The sequence below is a fragment of the Saliterribacillus persicus genome (genome assembly GCF_003337485.1).
GTDB classification, from domain to species: Bacteria; Bacillota; Bacilli; order Bacillales; family Amphibacillaceae; genus Saliterribacillus; species Saliterribacillus persicus.
Genome location: NZ_QPJJ01000004.1, coordinates 38,309 through 53,500, shown reverse-complemented (window position 1 = coordinate 53,500; position 15,192 = coordinate 38,309). Strand labels below are relative to the sequence as shown.

General features: G+C 36.6%; 14 protein-coding genes and 2 riboswitches. Of the genes, 10 read left to right on the top strand and 4 right to left on the bottom strand.

Features of this window, described 5'->3' with window-relative positions; genetic code table 11:
• Positions 1-32: 32 nt before the first annotated feature.
• Positions 33-180, top strand: a riboswitch (FMN riboswitch).
• Between the two features lie 151 nt (positions 181-331).
• The 6 genes from ribD (at position 332) to DFR57_RS05690 (ending at position 5,135) form a co-directional block, all read left to right on the top strand.
• Entirely contained in the window at positions 332-1,423 is a 1,092-nt protein-coding gene (ribD, locus tag DFR57_RS18380) for a bifunctional diaminohydroxyphosphoribosylaminopyrimidine deaminase/5-amino-6-(5-phosphoribosylamino)uracil reductase RibD (RefSeq protein ID WP_114352181.1), read from the top strand.
• A complete protein-coding gene (gene ribE, locus DFR57_RS18375) occupies positions 1,424-2,068 on the top strand; it encodes a riboflavin synthase (RefSeq protein WP_114352180.1) in 645 nt (214 codons plus the stop codon).
• 11 nt (positions 2,069-2,079) lie between these two features.
• Positions 2,080-3,294 (top strand): bifunctional 3,4-dihydroxy-2-butanone-4-phosphate synthase/GTP cyclohydrolase II, encoded by a 1,215-nt coding sequence (locus DFR57_RS05705; protein WP_114352179.1) that lies wholly within the window; start codon positions 2,080-2,082, stop codon positions 3,292-3,294.
• A gap of 1 nt (position 3,295) precedes the next feature.
• On the top strand, positions 3,296-3,763 hold the full coding sequence (ribH, locus tag DFR57_RS05700; protein ID WP_114352178.1) for a 6,7-dimethyl-8-ribityllumazine synthase: 468 nt from the start codon (positions 3,296-3,298) through the stop codon (positions 3,761-3,763).
• Between the two features lie 352 nt (positions 3,764-4,115).
• Positions 4,116-4,508, top strand: coding sequence for a hypothetical protein (locus DFR57_RS05695; protein WP_114352177.1), 393 nt, complete (start codon positions 4,116-4,118; stop codon positions 4,506-4,508).
• A 276-nt stretch (positions 4,509-4,784) separates the two neighbouring features.
• The gene (locus tag DFR57_RS05690; protein ID WP_114352176.1) at positions 4,785-5,135 is read left to right on the top strand and encodes a hypothetical protein; all 351 of its coding nucleotides are present in this window, start codon (positions 4,785-4,787) and stop codon (positions 5,133-5,135) included.
• Positions 5,136-5,429: 294 nt separating this feature from the next.
• Here the strand turns inward: DFR57_RS05690 and DFR57_RS05685 are convergent, their stop codons facing one another.
• Both DFR57_RS05685 and trhO read right to left on the bottom strand, forming a co-directional pair.
• On the bottom strand, positions 5,430-5,909 hold the full coding sequence (locus tag DFR57_RS05685; RefSeq protein WP_114352175.1) for a glutathione peroxidase: 480 nt from the start codon (positions 5,907-5,909) through the stop codon (positions 5,430-5,432).
• A 127-nt stretch (positions 5,910-6,036) separates the two neighbouring features.
• Positions 6,037-7,011: an oxygen-dependent tRNA uridine(34) hydroxylase TrhO gene (gene trhO / locus DFR57_RS05680; protein ID WP_114352174.1), complete on the bottom strand. Its 975-nt coding sequence runs from the start codon at positions 7,009-7,011 to the stop codon at positions 6,037-6,039.
• 286 nt (positions 7,012-7,297) lie between these two features.
• On the opposite strand from trhO, the gene DFR57_RS05675 reads away from it, so the two are divergent.
• Both DFR57_RS05675 and DFR57_RS05670 read left to right on the top strand, forming a co-directional pair.
• Entirely contained in the window at positions 7,298-7,702 is a 405-nt protein-coding gene (locus tag DFR57_RS05675) for a hypothetical protein (RefSeq protein WP_147269770.1), read from the top strand.
• Positions 7,703-7,950: 248 nt separating this feature from the next.
• On the top strand, positions 7,951-8,547 hold the full coding sequence (locus tag DFR57_RS05670; protein ID WP_114352172.1) for a hypothetical protein: 597 nt from the start codon (positions 7,951-7,953) through the stop codon (positions 8,545-8,547).
• Between the two features lie 219 nt (positions 8,548-8,766).
• Here the strand turns inward: DFR57_RS05670 and DFR57_RS05665 are convergent, their stop codons facing one another.
• Positions 8,767-9,654, bottom strand: coding sequence for an NAD(P)-dependent oxidoreductase (locus tag DFR57_RS05665; RefSeq protein WP_114352375.1), 888 nt, complete (start codon positions 9,652-9,654; stop codon positions 8,767-8,769).
• A 314-nt stretch (positions 9,655-9,968) separates the two neighbouring features.
• Positions 9,969-10,165, top strand: a riboswitch (cobalamin riboswitch).
• A 157-nt stretch (positions 10,166-10,322) separates the two neighbouring features.
• On the opposite strand from DFR57_RS05665, the gene DFR57_RS05660 reads away from it, so the two are divergent.
• Both DFR57_RS05660 and DFR57_RS05655 read left to right on the top strand, forming a co-directional pair.
• A complete protein-coding gene (locus tag DFR57_RS05660; protein WP_114352171.1) occupies positions 10,323-12,575 on the top strand; it encodes a ribonucleoside-diphosphate reductase subunit alpha in 2,253 nt (750 codons plus the stop codon).
• A gap of 24 nt (positions 12,576-12,599) precedes the next feature.
• Positions 12,600-13,643, top strand: coding sequence for a ribonucleotide-diphosphate reductase subunit beta (locus DFR57_RS05655; protein ID WP_114352170.1), 1,044 nt, complete (start codon positions 12,600-12,602; stop codon positions 13,641-13,643).
• Positions 13,644-13,825: 182 nt separating this feature from the next.
• On the opposite strand, the gene DFR57_RS05650 is transcribed toward DFR57_RS05655, so the two are convergent.
• Positions 13,826-15,139, bottom strand: a complete 1,314-nt coding sequence (locus DFR57_RS05650; protein ID WP_245937399.1) for a S1C family serine protease — start codon at positions 15,137-15,139, stop codon at positions 13,826-13,828.
• Positions 15,140-15,192 lie beyond the last annotated feature (53 nt).

Genomic DNA, 15,192 nt, shown 5'->3' with positions numbered 1-15,192 from the left:
ATTTCTATGCTATACTGATGGTAATTGAATAAGGATTCCTTTGGGGCAGGGTGTAATTCCCGACCGACGGTGATAAGCAAGCATGCTTTTAGTCCGTGACCCGGATCATCTTTTGATGTGAAGGTGGATTTGGTGAAATTCCAAAGCCGACAGTTAAAGTCTGGATGGGAAAAGGATTAGTACGAAATGATACGTATTTTATTTAGGTATGGTTTTTTTAGCATACTTTCATGTAGAAAATATGGTTCATGCCCCAGGTCTATCTTCAGATCTGGGGCATTTTTGCGTTTCTCTTCTGCAAAATTTTCAAAGAAAGAAGAGAGGGATGAACATGCAATCAAAAACAGAATGGATGGAGCTTGCTCTCCAATTAGCAAAAGCGACAGAAGGACAAACAAGTCCGAATCCCTCTGTAGGTGCAGTAGTGGTAAAGGACGGGATTATACTTGGCATGGGAAGTCACTTACAAGCAGGTGAAGCTCATGCAGAGGTCCATGCTATTAACCAAGCTGGTGACAAGGCAAAAGGTGCTGAAATATATGTCACACTTGAACCATGCGCACATTTTGGGAAAACACCACCGTGTGCGAATTTAATCGTCGAATCTGGCATAAAAAAGGTTTATATTGCCTGCGTTGATCCTAATCCGCAAGTAGCGGGTAAAGGGATAAAAATATTAGAACAAGCAGGTATCGAAGTGGAAGTAGGAATAAAAGAAACGCAAGCCATTTTGTTAAACCGTAAATTTTTTCACTACATGGAAAAAAAGCGACCATATGTTACATTGAAAGCTGCCATGACATTAGATGGTAAAACCGCAACATCAACTGGAGATAGTAAATGGATTACATCAAAAGAAGCAAGAGAAATGGTGCACCAGTCCAGACATCAGCATGATGCTATCTTAGTTGGTAAAGAAACGGTATTAAAGGATGATCCTCAATTAACCACCAGATTGCCCCAAGGTGGAAAAAATCCCATTCGAATTATTTTAGATACACATTTAACGATAAAAGGTGATTATCAAATTTTTAGTAGAGATGTGCCAACTTGGATAGTTTGCACGCAAGAAGCAGATGTTAAAGGTCACAAAGAGCTATATCCACATGTTGAATTTATTCAACTTCCTACAAAAACGATTGAATTAGCGGATCTTCTAGCAATTCTCGGAGAGCGCCAAATACAATCCTTATATGTAGAAGGTGGTCAGACGGTTCACGCTTCCTTTTTAAAAGAACAATTAGCGGATGAATATCATTGGTATATCGCACCAAAATTATTAGGTGGTCAAGATGCGAGATCAGTTATTGGCGGAATATCTCCTCTAAAAATGGATGAGGCAACAGACCTTGATATTTCAGAAATAAAAGAAGTTGGACAAGATATTTTGGTAGTAGCACGTCCAAAGAAAGGAGAGGTCTAGATGTTCACTGGCATTGTGGAAGAAAAAGGTCAACTCGAAACCATTAAACAAGTAGGACAAGGGTTAAGACTTAAAATAAAAGCAAGTATCGTAACGCAGGACGTATCCACGGGTGACAGTATTTCAGTGAACGGTGTTTGCTTAACTGTAACAGAATTTACCGAGCAATCCTTCTCTGTTGATGTAATTCCTGAAACATTTCGCGGATCAGCTTTATCTACTCTGCAATCTCAATCCTATTTAAATCTTGAGAGAGCGATGGCAGCAAATGGCCGTTTTGGTGGTCATTTTGTATCAGGTCATGTGGATGCGGTTGGTAAAATTGCTAGCACTTGGACAGAGGATAATGCACTTTATGTAGAAATAGCTGTGCCAAAAGAAAATATGCAGTACTTAACGATGAAGGGATCGATTTCTGTCGATGGGACTTCTTTAACTGTTTTTAATGTTAAAGAGGAAAGCTTCGTTATTTCCTTAATTCCTGAGACGAGAAAAGCGACGATTCTAGGAGAAAAGAAAAAAGGTGATGTGGTTAATATCGAATACGATATGCTAGCCAAATATATGGAAAGATTACTAGATGTAAAAGGACAACAAACAAATACAGGAATAACCAAACAAAAATTAACGGATTATGGATTTTAGGGGGTGACATCGTGAAAGAAAAAGTAGAAATAGCACTTGATGATTTAAGAAATGGGAAAATGATTATTGTTGTAGATGATGAAGATCGTGAAAATGAAGGTGACTTTGTATTATTAGCTGAACATGCAACGCCAGAAGCAATAAATTTTATGGCAAAGGAAGCAAGAGGATTAATTTGTACGCCAATGTCTAAAACCTATGCTGAAAAATTTAATTTACCTTCGATGGTCACAGATAACACGGATAGTCATGGGACAGCTTTTACGGTAAGTATCGATCACAAGGATACAAAAACTGGGATTAGTGCACATGAGAGAGCATTAACCATCCATAAGCTCGTTGAAAAAGATGCGACAGCACATGACTTCAAAAGACCTGGACATGTTTTCCCGTTGGTAGCAGAGGATGCTGGTGTCTTAGTGAGAACAGGACATACGGAAGCTGCAATCGATTTAGCTCGGTTAGCTGGTTCTGATCCTGTAGCAGTTATCTGCGAAATTATGAATGAAGACGGTTCGATGGCAAGGAGAAATGACTTAAACGAAATTGCCAAAAAAAATGATATGGCAATGATCACTATCCAAGAATTAATTAATTATCGAAAAGTATTTGATAAATTAATTACGAAAGAAGTAGAGGTTAATATGCCTACTGCTGTTGGAGATTTTCGTTTAGTTGCCTACACTGAAAAATATACAGGAAAAGAACATCTTGCTTTATACAAAGGTGATATCAGTCCTAATGAAGCGACACTAGTCAGAATTCATTCTGAATGTTTAACAGGTGATGTACTTGGATCCGAACGTTGTGACTGTGGTCCACAGCTACACAAGGCTTTAGACGAAATTGAAAAAGCTGGTAAAGGTGTTCTGGTATATATGCGACAAGAAGGAAGAGGTATCGGGCTGATCAACAAGCTTAAAGCTTATAAATTACAAGAACAAGGCTTTGATACGGTGGAAGCAAATCATCAGCTGGGCTTCCCAGATGATTTAAGGGATTATGCGATTAGCGTACAAATTTTAAAAGATCTAGGCGTAGGAAGAATTAATCTGTTAACAAATAATCCAAGAAAACTATCTAGCATGAATGAGTATGGTTTAGAGGTAGTAGAAAGAAAAGAAATAGAAATTCCTGCGAATGAAAATAATGAAGCATATTTAAAAACAAAAGTAGCAAAATTAGAGCATTTATTACGTTTTGATAATAAAGAGGAGGATAAATAATATGGCAAATTTATATGAAGGAAATTTAGTGGGAACAGGTTTGAAGGTTGGTATCGTAGTGGGAAGGTTTAATGAATTTATTACGAGTAAATTATTAGGTGGAGCAGAAGATACACTAAGACGTCACGGTGTAAACGAAACGGATGTGGAAATTGCTTGGGTGCCTGGTGCATTTGAAATTCCATTAGTAGCAAAAAGAATGGCTGCTTCTAAAAAGTATGATGCAGTGATCACATTAGGAACGGTAATAAGAGGATCCACACCGCATTTCGATTATGTATGCAGTGAAGTATCCAAAGGTGTTGCGAGTGTATCAATGGATCAAGATATCCCAGTGATCTTTGGTGTTTTAACGACAGAAAGCATTGAGCAAGCAATTGAAAGAGCTGGAACAAAAGCAGGAAATAAAGGAGCAGAAGCGGCTGTTTCTGCAATTGAAATGGCTAATTTATTAAAGCAGATCGGTTAAGGAGAAGAACCTTACAAAATAGCACACTAATTAGAAGACCAAATCGCGTATGATTTGGTCTCTTATTTTTGCTTTCTAAAGCAAAAATTACGGAGTGTTAATACTTGAATTAACATACAATATTGCAACCCAATTAATGTAATGACAATAGTTGTTTCAACGCACGAATTACTATGTTAACTTGGAAGTTATTCAGTAGATGACTATTTTAATACGGAATATGTGATTTTAATTTTGTGTTAAAGTAGATGTAGATTTTTGAGAAAAGCTGTACTTAAAATAAATGCCTCGAGTTTAATAAGATGAAATGATAACTTTGTTACTACTACATATGTAAAGGGGGGGGCTTTGGATGTTTAAGCTAAAGTTGTTTTTTGTTTTATTCTTAGCAATTTTGTTAGTAGCTTGTAATAATCAAACAACTGACCTCAGAGAAAATGATATCGACAACCCTACAGCCGAAGAAATTTTATACAAGAATAAAGATGCAGATATTTTTCTTTTAAATGGCATTGTATACAGTAATGCAGAAGATGTGGAATGGATAAAGGAGAAAGAATTAACTCTTGGTGAAGCAGTTGGTGAGATTAAAAAACAAACCCACGAAAGTGATGAATTCGAAGATTATACTGCCTCAAAATTGACAGTTGGAACTAAAATATATAAACCAGTTGAAAAAAGCAGCATATATATTGTAAAAGTGAATGATAAGGAAATACCATATTTAGGATTGAGAGAAGGGTAATTCATATAGGATGTGATAACGGGTACTAATCATCCATAAGAATTATTATTTATACTGTTTTCTAATAGGATGAAACTATCTAGGGAGAATTGATCCTTCGCAGGTAAGTGTTCTATTCTTTATATCAACAGCAAGTTTATCAATTATCAAACTGTGCAACGAGCTTTTACCACTTCTGTTATTATCTACAAACACGAAAAATAGTGGTGTGTGACTATGCATTAAGCTGCACTGTCTTATCTATAGCTAACTTTCGTTAAATAAAGGAGGTTATGTATGAGAGTATTCATTTCAATTTTCCTATTATTTTTATTTTCTTCTATATTGATAGGTTGTGTAACAAGCCCAGGGCAAAATGAAGGTGGAGTTTTAAACAAGGAGCAAGTATTAAAACTAAATCCAGATGCAGACCTCTTTGAATTTAATGGTAAAGTGTATAGTACAGGTGTAAATTGGATTGAAGAAAAAGAATTAACAAAAGGGGAACAAGTAGGGGAAATTTCAGAAGGTATGGCTAATAAATTACCTTTAGGTGCTAAAATTTTTGAGACAAACGAAAGTGGAGTCATTTTGATTGTGGAGTATGATGGGAGGCAAAAAAGGTATTTACTTCAAAGTGGTGAGTAATGTTTTTTATTAAAAGACAAAATTTAACAGAACAACAACTATAGCAACTAAAAGTCTACTCAGAATAACATCTGTTTAGTGAGTCGAGCAAAACAGCTTTCCCCATTACACGGAAAAGGTGTGGAAGTTTAACTTCAAGTAGCTATTTTATTATGATAGCTGCTTCACATAAAGAAAGTAGTTCAATTCAGGAGGCAAATTGTGTTTTTGCACCCCCAATCTGAACTACTTAAGGTGAAATAGGATTTTCTGGCTAATTTGCTCTAGCTTAGTTACTGGAGCACCAACATTTTTTTAGTTTTGAACAAGTTTTTTAATTTCTGGTTCGATACTTTCCGGTTCTGTTTTGGGTGCGAATCTGGCTAAAACATTGCCTTCTTGATCGATCAGAAATTTCGTGAAGTTCCATTTAATGTTGTCAGAAACGATGCCCGGAGCTTCTTTTATTAAATATTGAAATAAGGGATGGGCGTTCTTCCCGCGAACATCAATTTTTTCGAAAATAGGAAAGCTAACTCCGTAATTCATTTCACAAAATTCTTGAATCGTTTCATTAGAACCAGGTTCTTGATTCATAAACTGATTACATGGAAAACCTAGTACTTCGAAATCCTCGCTACCATACTTTTCATAAAGATTTTGTAAACCTTTATACTGAGGTGTGAATCCACATTTGCTAGCGGTATTAACAATTAATAATACTTTTCCCTTGTAGTTTTCTAATGATTCTTCATCACCCTTAATTGTTTTCACAGTGTAATCATAAACGGACATTGTATGAAGCCTCCTTTTTTGTTAGTTTAGCAGACTCTAATGATATTGTTAAAGTAGAAGATATTTGAATATAAAAAAGAAGTATTTCTAAGTCCATGAGGGACTAGAGAAATACCTCTTATTATCTCTAAGCTTGCGTCACACCATCTTCTTCTGCAATACGTGCTAAACGCGCTTTTATATCTTCTTCTGTTAAATTGTGTTCGTTCACATACATGTTGCGTTCAGATACGCGGCATTCATGCGTACATCCACGCATATATTTGTGCTCATTTTCCTCTGAGCATAAAATTTGTTTATTACATTCAGGATTTGCACAATTTACGTAGCGTTCACATGGTTCACCGTCAAAATAATCTTTTCCGACAATGACATGCTCCTTACGGTTTACTGGTACAGAGATTCGTTCATCAAATACGTATAGCTGACCATCCCATAGTTCTCCTTGAACCTCAGGATCCTTTCCGTAAGTGACAATTCCTCCATGTAACTGGCCAACATCATCAAAGCCTTCTTTTTTTAACCAACCTGAGAATTTTTCACAACGAATACCACCAGTGCAATAAGTAAGAACCTTTTTACCTTCTAGTTTCTCCTTATTCTCACGCACCCAGTCAGGTAAATCTCTGAAAGTGTGAATGTCAGGTCGAATCGCTCCTCGGAAATGACCTAAATCATATTCATAGTCATTTCTTGCATCTAACACAACCGTGTTTTCATCTTGAAGTGCTTGATTAAATTCCTGTGGACTTAAATACTGTCCCGTCGTTTCCTTGGGGTTGACGTCATCCTCAAGACGAAGCGTTACAAGTTCTGGTCGTGGACGAACATGCATTTTTTTGAAGGTGTGCTGATCAGACTCATCAATTTTAAAAACCATATCAGCAAATCTTTCGTCATTGTGCATCATTTCCATGTACGTATTGGTTTGTTCAATCGTACCGGAAACTGTTCCATTAATTCCTTCATGTGCCACTAAAATTCTACCCTTTAAGCCAACTTCTTTACAAAACTTAAGATGCTCTCTGGCATATTCTTCGGGATCTTCGATGTGGACATATTGGTAATACAATAATACTTGATACTTTTCTTTCGTTTCCATTTTTTCTACCACCTATCAATTCATATTTGCAAGATATAAATGTGTATAGGTTGGATATTCAATTTACATCATCTCTTGCAAGCATTTATTTTATCATGTTTTTTTAGCATTAACAAGATTGCTGAAATAACGCTAAAATACAGAGATTCTATTTATTAAAACTCATTGTTTCCGAACAGAATATTGTTTTTAAAAGCAAAATAAACAATAATAAATTATATGGTAATATTTAGAAGGCGATAAAAAGAAAAGGGTGATAATCATTAAGAAAAATGGAATAAAAGAAATGGCAAAAGATATCTTAGGGATGGATAGGAAGGGTTTAAGCAACCTTACATTGAATGAACTAGAACAGAAAATGAGAGAAGAACAATTTGACGATAACCTTATAAAAGACTTAATGGAAGTATTGAAACAAAGACTTATAAAATACGGGGAAAGTGAATTTCAAAAATGGCTATATAATCTTAACTTTAGATGTCCTGAAGAATTTCAGAATGAAAGCTTAGCCCTAGAATTTTATGAAAGAAATCATGCTTGGATAGAAGAACAAACAGCTAAATTAGAGCAAGAAACAAACATCTCTTGGTTAGTACAAGCAGAAGACCTTAAAGATTACAATATAAATGCAAGAAAGGTTCAATTAGTAATCAGGCATAGGTTGTCTGAGATTGTTTTGGAATTAATATAAGTTTATTTACTAATAAGACACCTCTAAAAGTTGAATGGTGTCTTTTTTTGTATGTGCAGATAACATCAAGTATCGGAACAGTATATAGACCTTAATAAAATAATTGACTGTTCTCATTCAGTTCCGCCTATGATAAAATAAAATTATCAATATTTACCATTTATTAATAATCTAACTTTAATAATATTAGTTGCCGTCTTTCTTTCAATTGAAAATTTACAATTAAGTTAGATTTGAAAGGAGAAAAAATGAAAAACAATTCAAATTATCCTCCTAAAGAAAGTCACTATATTTTACGCACTCTGGCACTAATAGTTATCTTTTTATTGCTTACGGGATGCTCTTTTTTCGATTCGGAGAATTCCTCTACTAGCAAAGAAAGTACCGAAATACAAAACGTAATAGAAGAAACCTTTAGTGGGCCTGATATGGAATTAATAGAGTTATTTGATTCCTCGGAGAATCTAACCATCATTGGTGAGGAAAATGAAGAAGTTGCTGAACTAGAAAATGTACCAACAAAATTAGATGTATATTTAGAAGAAAAGTATAAAGATTATTTTTCTGAAAGTGTATACGATGACTTCGTGGTTAGGTACGGAATTTCATATCATGTAAAAGCTTATTCAAATGGTTATCATGTTGAAGTGGATGAGATCGACATAAAGCCAAATGAAAATAGTGAAGGGCTATATAATTTTACTGCAGATGTTTCCTATGGTAGGGAACAGGATATGGATACGGTAGAAGTCTCGGGCAGAGCAGATTATTATGAGAAGGAAAAAATAGGAAATTTTGAGATTGTAAATGATAATGGTCTGCTAAATAAACTAAATGAAAATTGATTTTTTGGGCTATCTTATAGGAGCTTTAATTGTTGAAGATTACTATTTTTAAAAAATCTAATCGTTTTTGGTTTAGCAATAAGGAAAGGCCCGAAGATTTGTGAAGTATACTGTCGCCAGTAGATGAATGAAAAAGCAAAAGAATCAGCCTGTGTTCTATACGAAAAGAACGCAGGCTGTTTAATGTGTAAATAAAGCTCCGTGAAGCTAAGAGAATTACTATTCTTCCTTTGTAAACCATTTGATAAGCGCTTGTGTTCCGCTATTTTCCTCTCCATCCTGCGCAACTTCTTGATAAAGCTGTAACGAAAGCTCTAGACCTGGAGTCGTGAGTCCCATATCCTTAGCAGATTCTAATGCGATCGTCATATCCTTGATAAAATGTTTGATAAAAAAGCCTGGAGCATAGTCATCAGCTACCATTCGAGGCGCCAAGTTTGTTAAAGACCAGCTTCCGGCAGCCCCTGTTGAAATACTTGCGATAACTTTAGTGGGGTCTAAGCCTGCTTTTTGCGCGTATCGAATGGCTTCACATACACCGATCATATTGGAGGCAATTGTTATTTGGTTTGCCATTTTTGTGTGCTGTCCAGCTCCCGCTGGACCCTGTAATTGAATGTTTTCTCCCATTATTTCAAATAGAGGTAGAAGGGTATGGTACGCTTCTTGTTCTCCTCCGATCATGATGGCGAGCTTTCCGTTTCGTGCACCAATATCTCCGCCTGAAACAGGAGCATCTAAGACATGGACATTCTTTTTCTTACCTGCAGCAGCTATTTTTTCTGCTAACAGTGGCTTGGAGGTGGTCATATCGATCAAATAGCTACTCTCTTTGGCATGGTGAAGCAGTCCATTCTCTCCTAGATAAATCTCTTCCACATCACTGGGGAAACCTACAATAGTAAATATAACATCAGCATTTTCAGCTACTTCTTCTACAGTACTTGCCCACTTTGCACCTTTTTCTAATAGATCATCCGCTTTGTGCTTTGTTCGAGTATAAATAATAAGTTGGAACCCAGCGGCTAGAAGGTTACTTGCCATGCTTTTACCCATTACACCAGTTCCAATAAAGCCTATTTTGGTATTTTCGGTTGAGATCTGCATCACTCTATCCACTCCTTAAAAGTAATCTTTCTTCAAGTTTATCACAGAGCGTATCGTTCGTAAGTCCTGAGGATAAGTTTCGTTCAAATCAAAGAAGACAGAAGAGAGGAAATTTAGGATTATGATAACTATGTTTTATGAGCTTGCTATCACATGAAACTATCTTTAAAATGGATAATCCGCAGCAATAAACTTTTTAAACCAAATAGAATAAAAAATATTTAGCTTAGGATTGTTATCCTCGAAAATGTATGATAGATTCAATATATAGTATTTATATTTTAAAAAAATCAATATATGGTACTTTTAGTACTTTAAAACACGCAATGATAGGTGACATTAACGTCTTAAAAGGGAACTTGGTGAGAAGCCAAGACTGTCCCCGCAACTGTAAGTGTGGACGAAAGAGCAAATCCACTGAATAGAATCGCTAGAAATGGCGACTATTTGGGAAGGGGCTTTAGTAGAGTGAAGCACAAGTCAGTAGACCTGCCTCTTATTGCCGGAGTTTCTTTTCTTCGGGGGTTGAGCAAAAGAAACGATAGGAAATCGATCAATAGGAGGGGTGTACACTTGTCCTGTTTACGTATGATCTTCTGTCGTTTCAGTCGTTCGCAAACTCGCGGACGGCTTTTTTGCGTCTCGGGTAATTATAAGGAGGTTACATAATGACACAGGCAACCGTTCAAACAAGTAAATGGCAAGCGTATTTAAAAGAAAGCTTACAGCAACAATTTTCAAAGGATTTAACTGAACCAATCTTATCTCATGCAGACAATATTTTAATACAGAAACCTTGGTTAGATGAGAATGAGTGGGTGCATCAACTTATACTTGAGTCTCTTGCGATGCTTGATGAGAACCATCCTGACTTCACGTTTATTGCTTCTCATTTATATAGCCAATTATTATATAAAGAAGCGGCAGAAAACAGGTCCTACTCCTATGATCAAAAGTATGGTCCCTTTTATGCTCTAGTTGAGCACCTAACAAAAATTGGAATTTATGATAAAGCATTACTTGAAAACTATACGTTGGAAGACTTGAATGAGCTCGAAACAGTAATCGACCAAAAAAATGATAGAAAGTTTACGTATATTGGCTTACGTACCCTTGCTGATCGGTATTTAACGAAGGATTACGATAAGCAGGTGTTTGAACTACCACAAGAAAGATTAATGATTATCGCAATGACCTTAATGCTTAAAGAAGATCCTTATAAGCGCATGGAATATATTAAAGAAGCGTACTGGGCGTTAAGTCATTTATACATGACTGTAGCTACACCAACACTTGCAAACGCTGGAAAAAGCTATGGACAATTGTCTAGTTGCTTTATAGATACCGTCGATGATAGTTTACAAGGCATTTTTGATAGTAATACAGACATTGCTAATCTATCAAAAAATGGCGGTGGAATTGGTGTCTATCTAGGTAAAATTAGAAGTAGAGGAAGTGAAATTAAAGGTTTCACTGGAGCTTCTTCAGGTGTTTTACCATGGATGAAACAATTAAACAATACGGCAGTTAGTGTAGATCAACTTGGCCAACGAAAAGGAGCTATTTGTACCTATCTCGATATATGGCATAAGGATATATATTCTTTCTTAGATGCGAAATTAAATAATGGAGACGAACGTTTCCGTACGCATGATTTATTCGCTGGTGTTTGTATTCCAGATATTTTTATGGAAAAAGTAGAAGCGCGAGAAAATTGGTACCTTTTCGATCCGTATGAAGTAGAGAAAGTAATGGGCTTTCGTCTAGAAGATTCTTATGATGAAGAAAAGGGAGCAGGTTCATTCAGGGAAAAATATCAAGCGTGTGTGGCTAATCCTGATTTAAGTTCAGATGAAGTGCCAGCTATTGATATTATGAAGCGCATATTGAAAAGTCAGCTTGAAACTGGCGGACCTTTCATGTTTTATCGTGATGAAGTAAACCGTAACAACAGTAATCATCATTTAGGAATGGTTTACTCGAGTAATTTATGTACGGAAATTACGCAAAACCAGAGTGCGACAACGGTAGAAGAGCAAAAGACAGAGGACGGAAAAATCATTATCCAAAAAGAAGCGGGAGATTTTGTCGTCTGTAACCTTTCGTCGATTAATTTAGCGACTGCAGTGACGGACAATGTATTGGAACGTTTAATTAAAATTCAAGTTAGAATGCTAGATAACGTGATCGATCTCAATACTATCCCAGTTCTTCAAGCACAGCTCACCAATCAGAAATATCGTTCAATTGGGCTTGGAACTTTCGGTTGGCATCATTTATTAGCCTTAAAGAAAATCAGGTGGGAAAGTGATGAGGCGGTAGATTATGCCGATTCGCTTTATGAATCAATTGCTTATTATACCATTCGTTCTAGTATGGAAATAGCCCTTGAAAAAGGACCATGTCCAGCGTTTTATGGCTCGGATTGGGAAAGTGGGGAGTACTTCACTAAACGAAACTATCAAAGAAATGAAGATAGACAATTGTTTTGGGATGAACTGAAAAACGATGTGCAAACATACGGGGTTAGAAATAGTTACTTGATGGCAGTAGCACCAAACTCATCTACTTCGTTAATTGCAGGAAGCACAGCAAGTATCGATCCGATTTTCCAAAAGTTTTACTCAGAGGAAAAGAAGGATTATAAGATTCCGGTCACTGCACCAGGCATCAATCAGGAAACGACTTGGTATTATAAGTCCGCTTATTTTATTGATCAGCACTGGAGTATTAAACAAAATGCTGCACGTCAACGCCATATCGACCAAAGTATTTCGTTTAATTTATATGTAGAAAACACGGTGAAAGCGAAAGAACTTTTAGCCCTTCATTTAGATGCATGGAGAAGCGGCTTAAAAACGACCTATTATTTAAGATCGACGTCGTCTGAATTAATCGATTGTGAATCATGTTCAAGCTAAAGGAAGGAAAGGGTGAGTGAGATAATGGAACAAGCTTTAGAAAAAAGAAATATTATGGATAAAGATGCACCAAATCGCTCTACAGCGATTATTAACGGTAGAAGCTCCAATATTTTAAACTGGGATGACGTGAGGTTTTCCTGGGCGTATCCGAAATATAAGAAGATGCTCGGAAACTTCTGGACGCCTTTTGAAATTAATATGGCACAGGATCTAAAGCAGTTTAAAGAGCTGGATGAAGCTGAAGAAGATGCCTTTTTAAAAATTATTGGTTTACTAGCATTGCTAGATAGTATTCAGACTGATTATGCAGGAAAAGTGGCTGATTACTTAACCGATTCTAGTCTGAATGCTCTGATGATCATCTTGGCACAGCAGGAAGTTATCCATAATCATTCCTACTCGTATATTCTTTCCACGTTAGTGTCGGATAAGAAGCAAGAAGAAGTGTTTGATTTTTGGAGAACGGAGCCAATTTTACAAAAGAGAAATGAGTTTGTTACTGATGGCTACCGAGCTTTTGCGGAGAAACCGAATATAGACAAGCTCCTAGAATCAATTGTGTATGATGTGATATTAGAAGGATTATTTTTCTATTCCGGATTTGCTTTTTTCTATCACTTAGCACGCAATCAAAAAATGGTTGGTACCTCAACTATGATCAATTATATTAATCGGGATGAGCAAATTCACGTTGATTTGTTTGTACGTATTTTTAAGGAAATTTTAGCTGAGAATCCTACACATCAAACGGAAGAATTAGAAAGGTTTGTATACGACACATTCGAAAAGGCTGTGGAGCTTGAAATAGACTGGGCAAGAGAAATCATTGGTAATAAGATAGATGGTATCTTAATTTCAGATGTAGAAGATTACATTCGCTTCACTGCAAATACAAGATTAAAGCAGCTAGGCTATAAAAAGTTATATCCTACTATTGATAAAAATCCATTGCGTTGGATAAAAGCGTATGAAGATGTAGACATGGGTAAATCTGACTTTTTCGAGCAAAAGTCAAGACAGTATACAAAAGTAAATGTAGCTGATAATGGGTTTGATGAATTGTAAAGACAAAAGCGGAAAGCGCCTGTAAAGACTTTCGCAGCTTCAGGGAACTTGCCTAGTTTTTGGCGCTTGAAGCTGGATCTGACTATTGGCACTTATTTTTTCACAAGGGGAAATTGTATAGTTTCCTGGATAGAATACAAAAACGAGTTGTGGCGTGTTGCCGCAACTCGTTTTTTAATTACTTATTCAACAGGTTGTTCTACTAAAGTAAGATCTGTTGTTTGAAGCTTGCCGTTTCGGTAAAACGTGATCCTTACTTCGTCACCTGTATTTGTTTCCTTATACAAGTAATTTTTCACATCCATCATAGAGGTAATTGCTTGGTCGTTAATTTTAGTAATGACATCGTAACGCTCAAGACCTGCTTCATCTGCTGGAGAATCTGCTTGAATCTCTGCTACGACAACTCCGTCTTCTACACTATCATCAAGCTCTAAATCTTGTTGTTTATTTTGAGCAGGAACTGTAGATAGATCCACTGCGCTGATTCCGATAAATGGGCGAGTTACTTCACCCTCTGTTTCTAATTGATCTATAATTGGCTTCGCATCGTCAATTGGAATCGCAAATCCGATACCTTCTACTGTTGCTGTCGCTATTTTCATCGAATTAATTCCAATAACCTCACCGCTTGTATTGATTAACGCGCCACCACTGTTACCAGGATTAATAGCGGCATCCGTTTGGATTACTTCAGTTGTCCAGTCTGGTTGACCATCACGATTTAAATCCATTTCAACGGAACGTTCTAAACCACTAATAATCCCTTTGGTTACAGATCCTGCAAACTCATTTCCTAAAGGATTACCAATAGCAATGGCTGTGTCGCCGACTGTAATTGAGCTAGATTCACCTAATGGTGCTACTTTTTCTACATGTTCTGCATCGATTCTTAGCACAGCTAGGTCGGTTAATTGGTCACCACCAAGTAATTCTGCTGGTACGGATTCCCCGTCTGTTAAGACAACTTCTAAATCCTTTGCGCCGTCAACAACGTGGTTGTTAGTAACAACATAGGCATAGTCGCCCTCTTTTTTATAAACAACACCTGAACCGGCTCCTGCGGGATCAGATTCTTCCCAAAGACTTGTTTGTTGGATGTTAGAGACACCAACAACAGCGTCAGAAACTTGATTAATGGCAGGGCTTAAAGAACTGCTATCTTCATTAATGACAGGCGTTACATCCGATTCTGCTATATTAGAGGAAGCTACTTCAGCGGTTTCTTCATTTGGCTCCGCCTCACTCAATGTGTCATCAAAAGCACCAGTCGCAAGAAGTGTGCCTCCTGTAACTGCGACAACCAGTCCACCAGCTATTCCACTGACAAACATTTGCCAGCCAGTTTTGTTTTTCTTTGGCTCCTTCTTTTCGTTTTCCTCAGTTGTGTTAGTAGAAGTAGCTTCCACCTCATTTTGTTCTTGTGGCGTATTTATTTCTTCTCCTTCTAGCGAGTTATTTTCATTATTAAAATCTTGATGATTGTTTTCAGTCATCATTGATCACACCTTTCTAAGAAGTTATGTTAAATTATTTCTAACTTCATTGT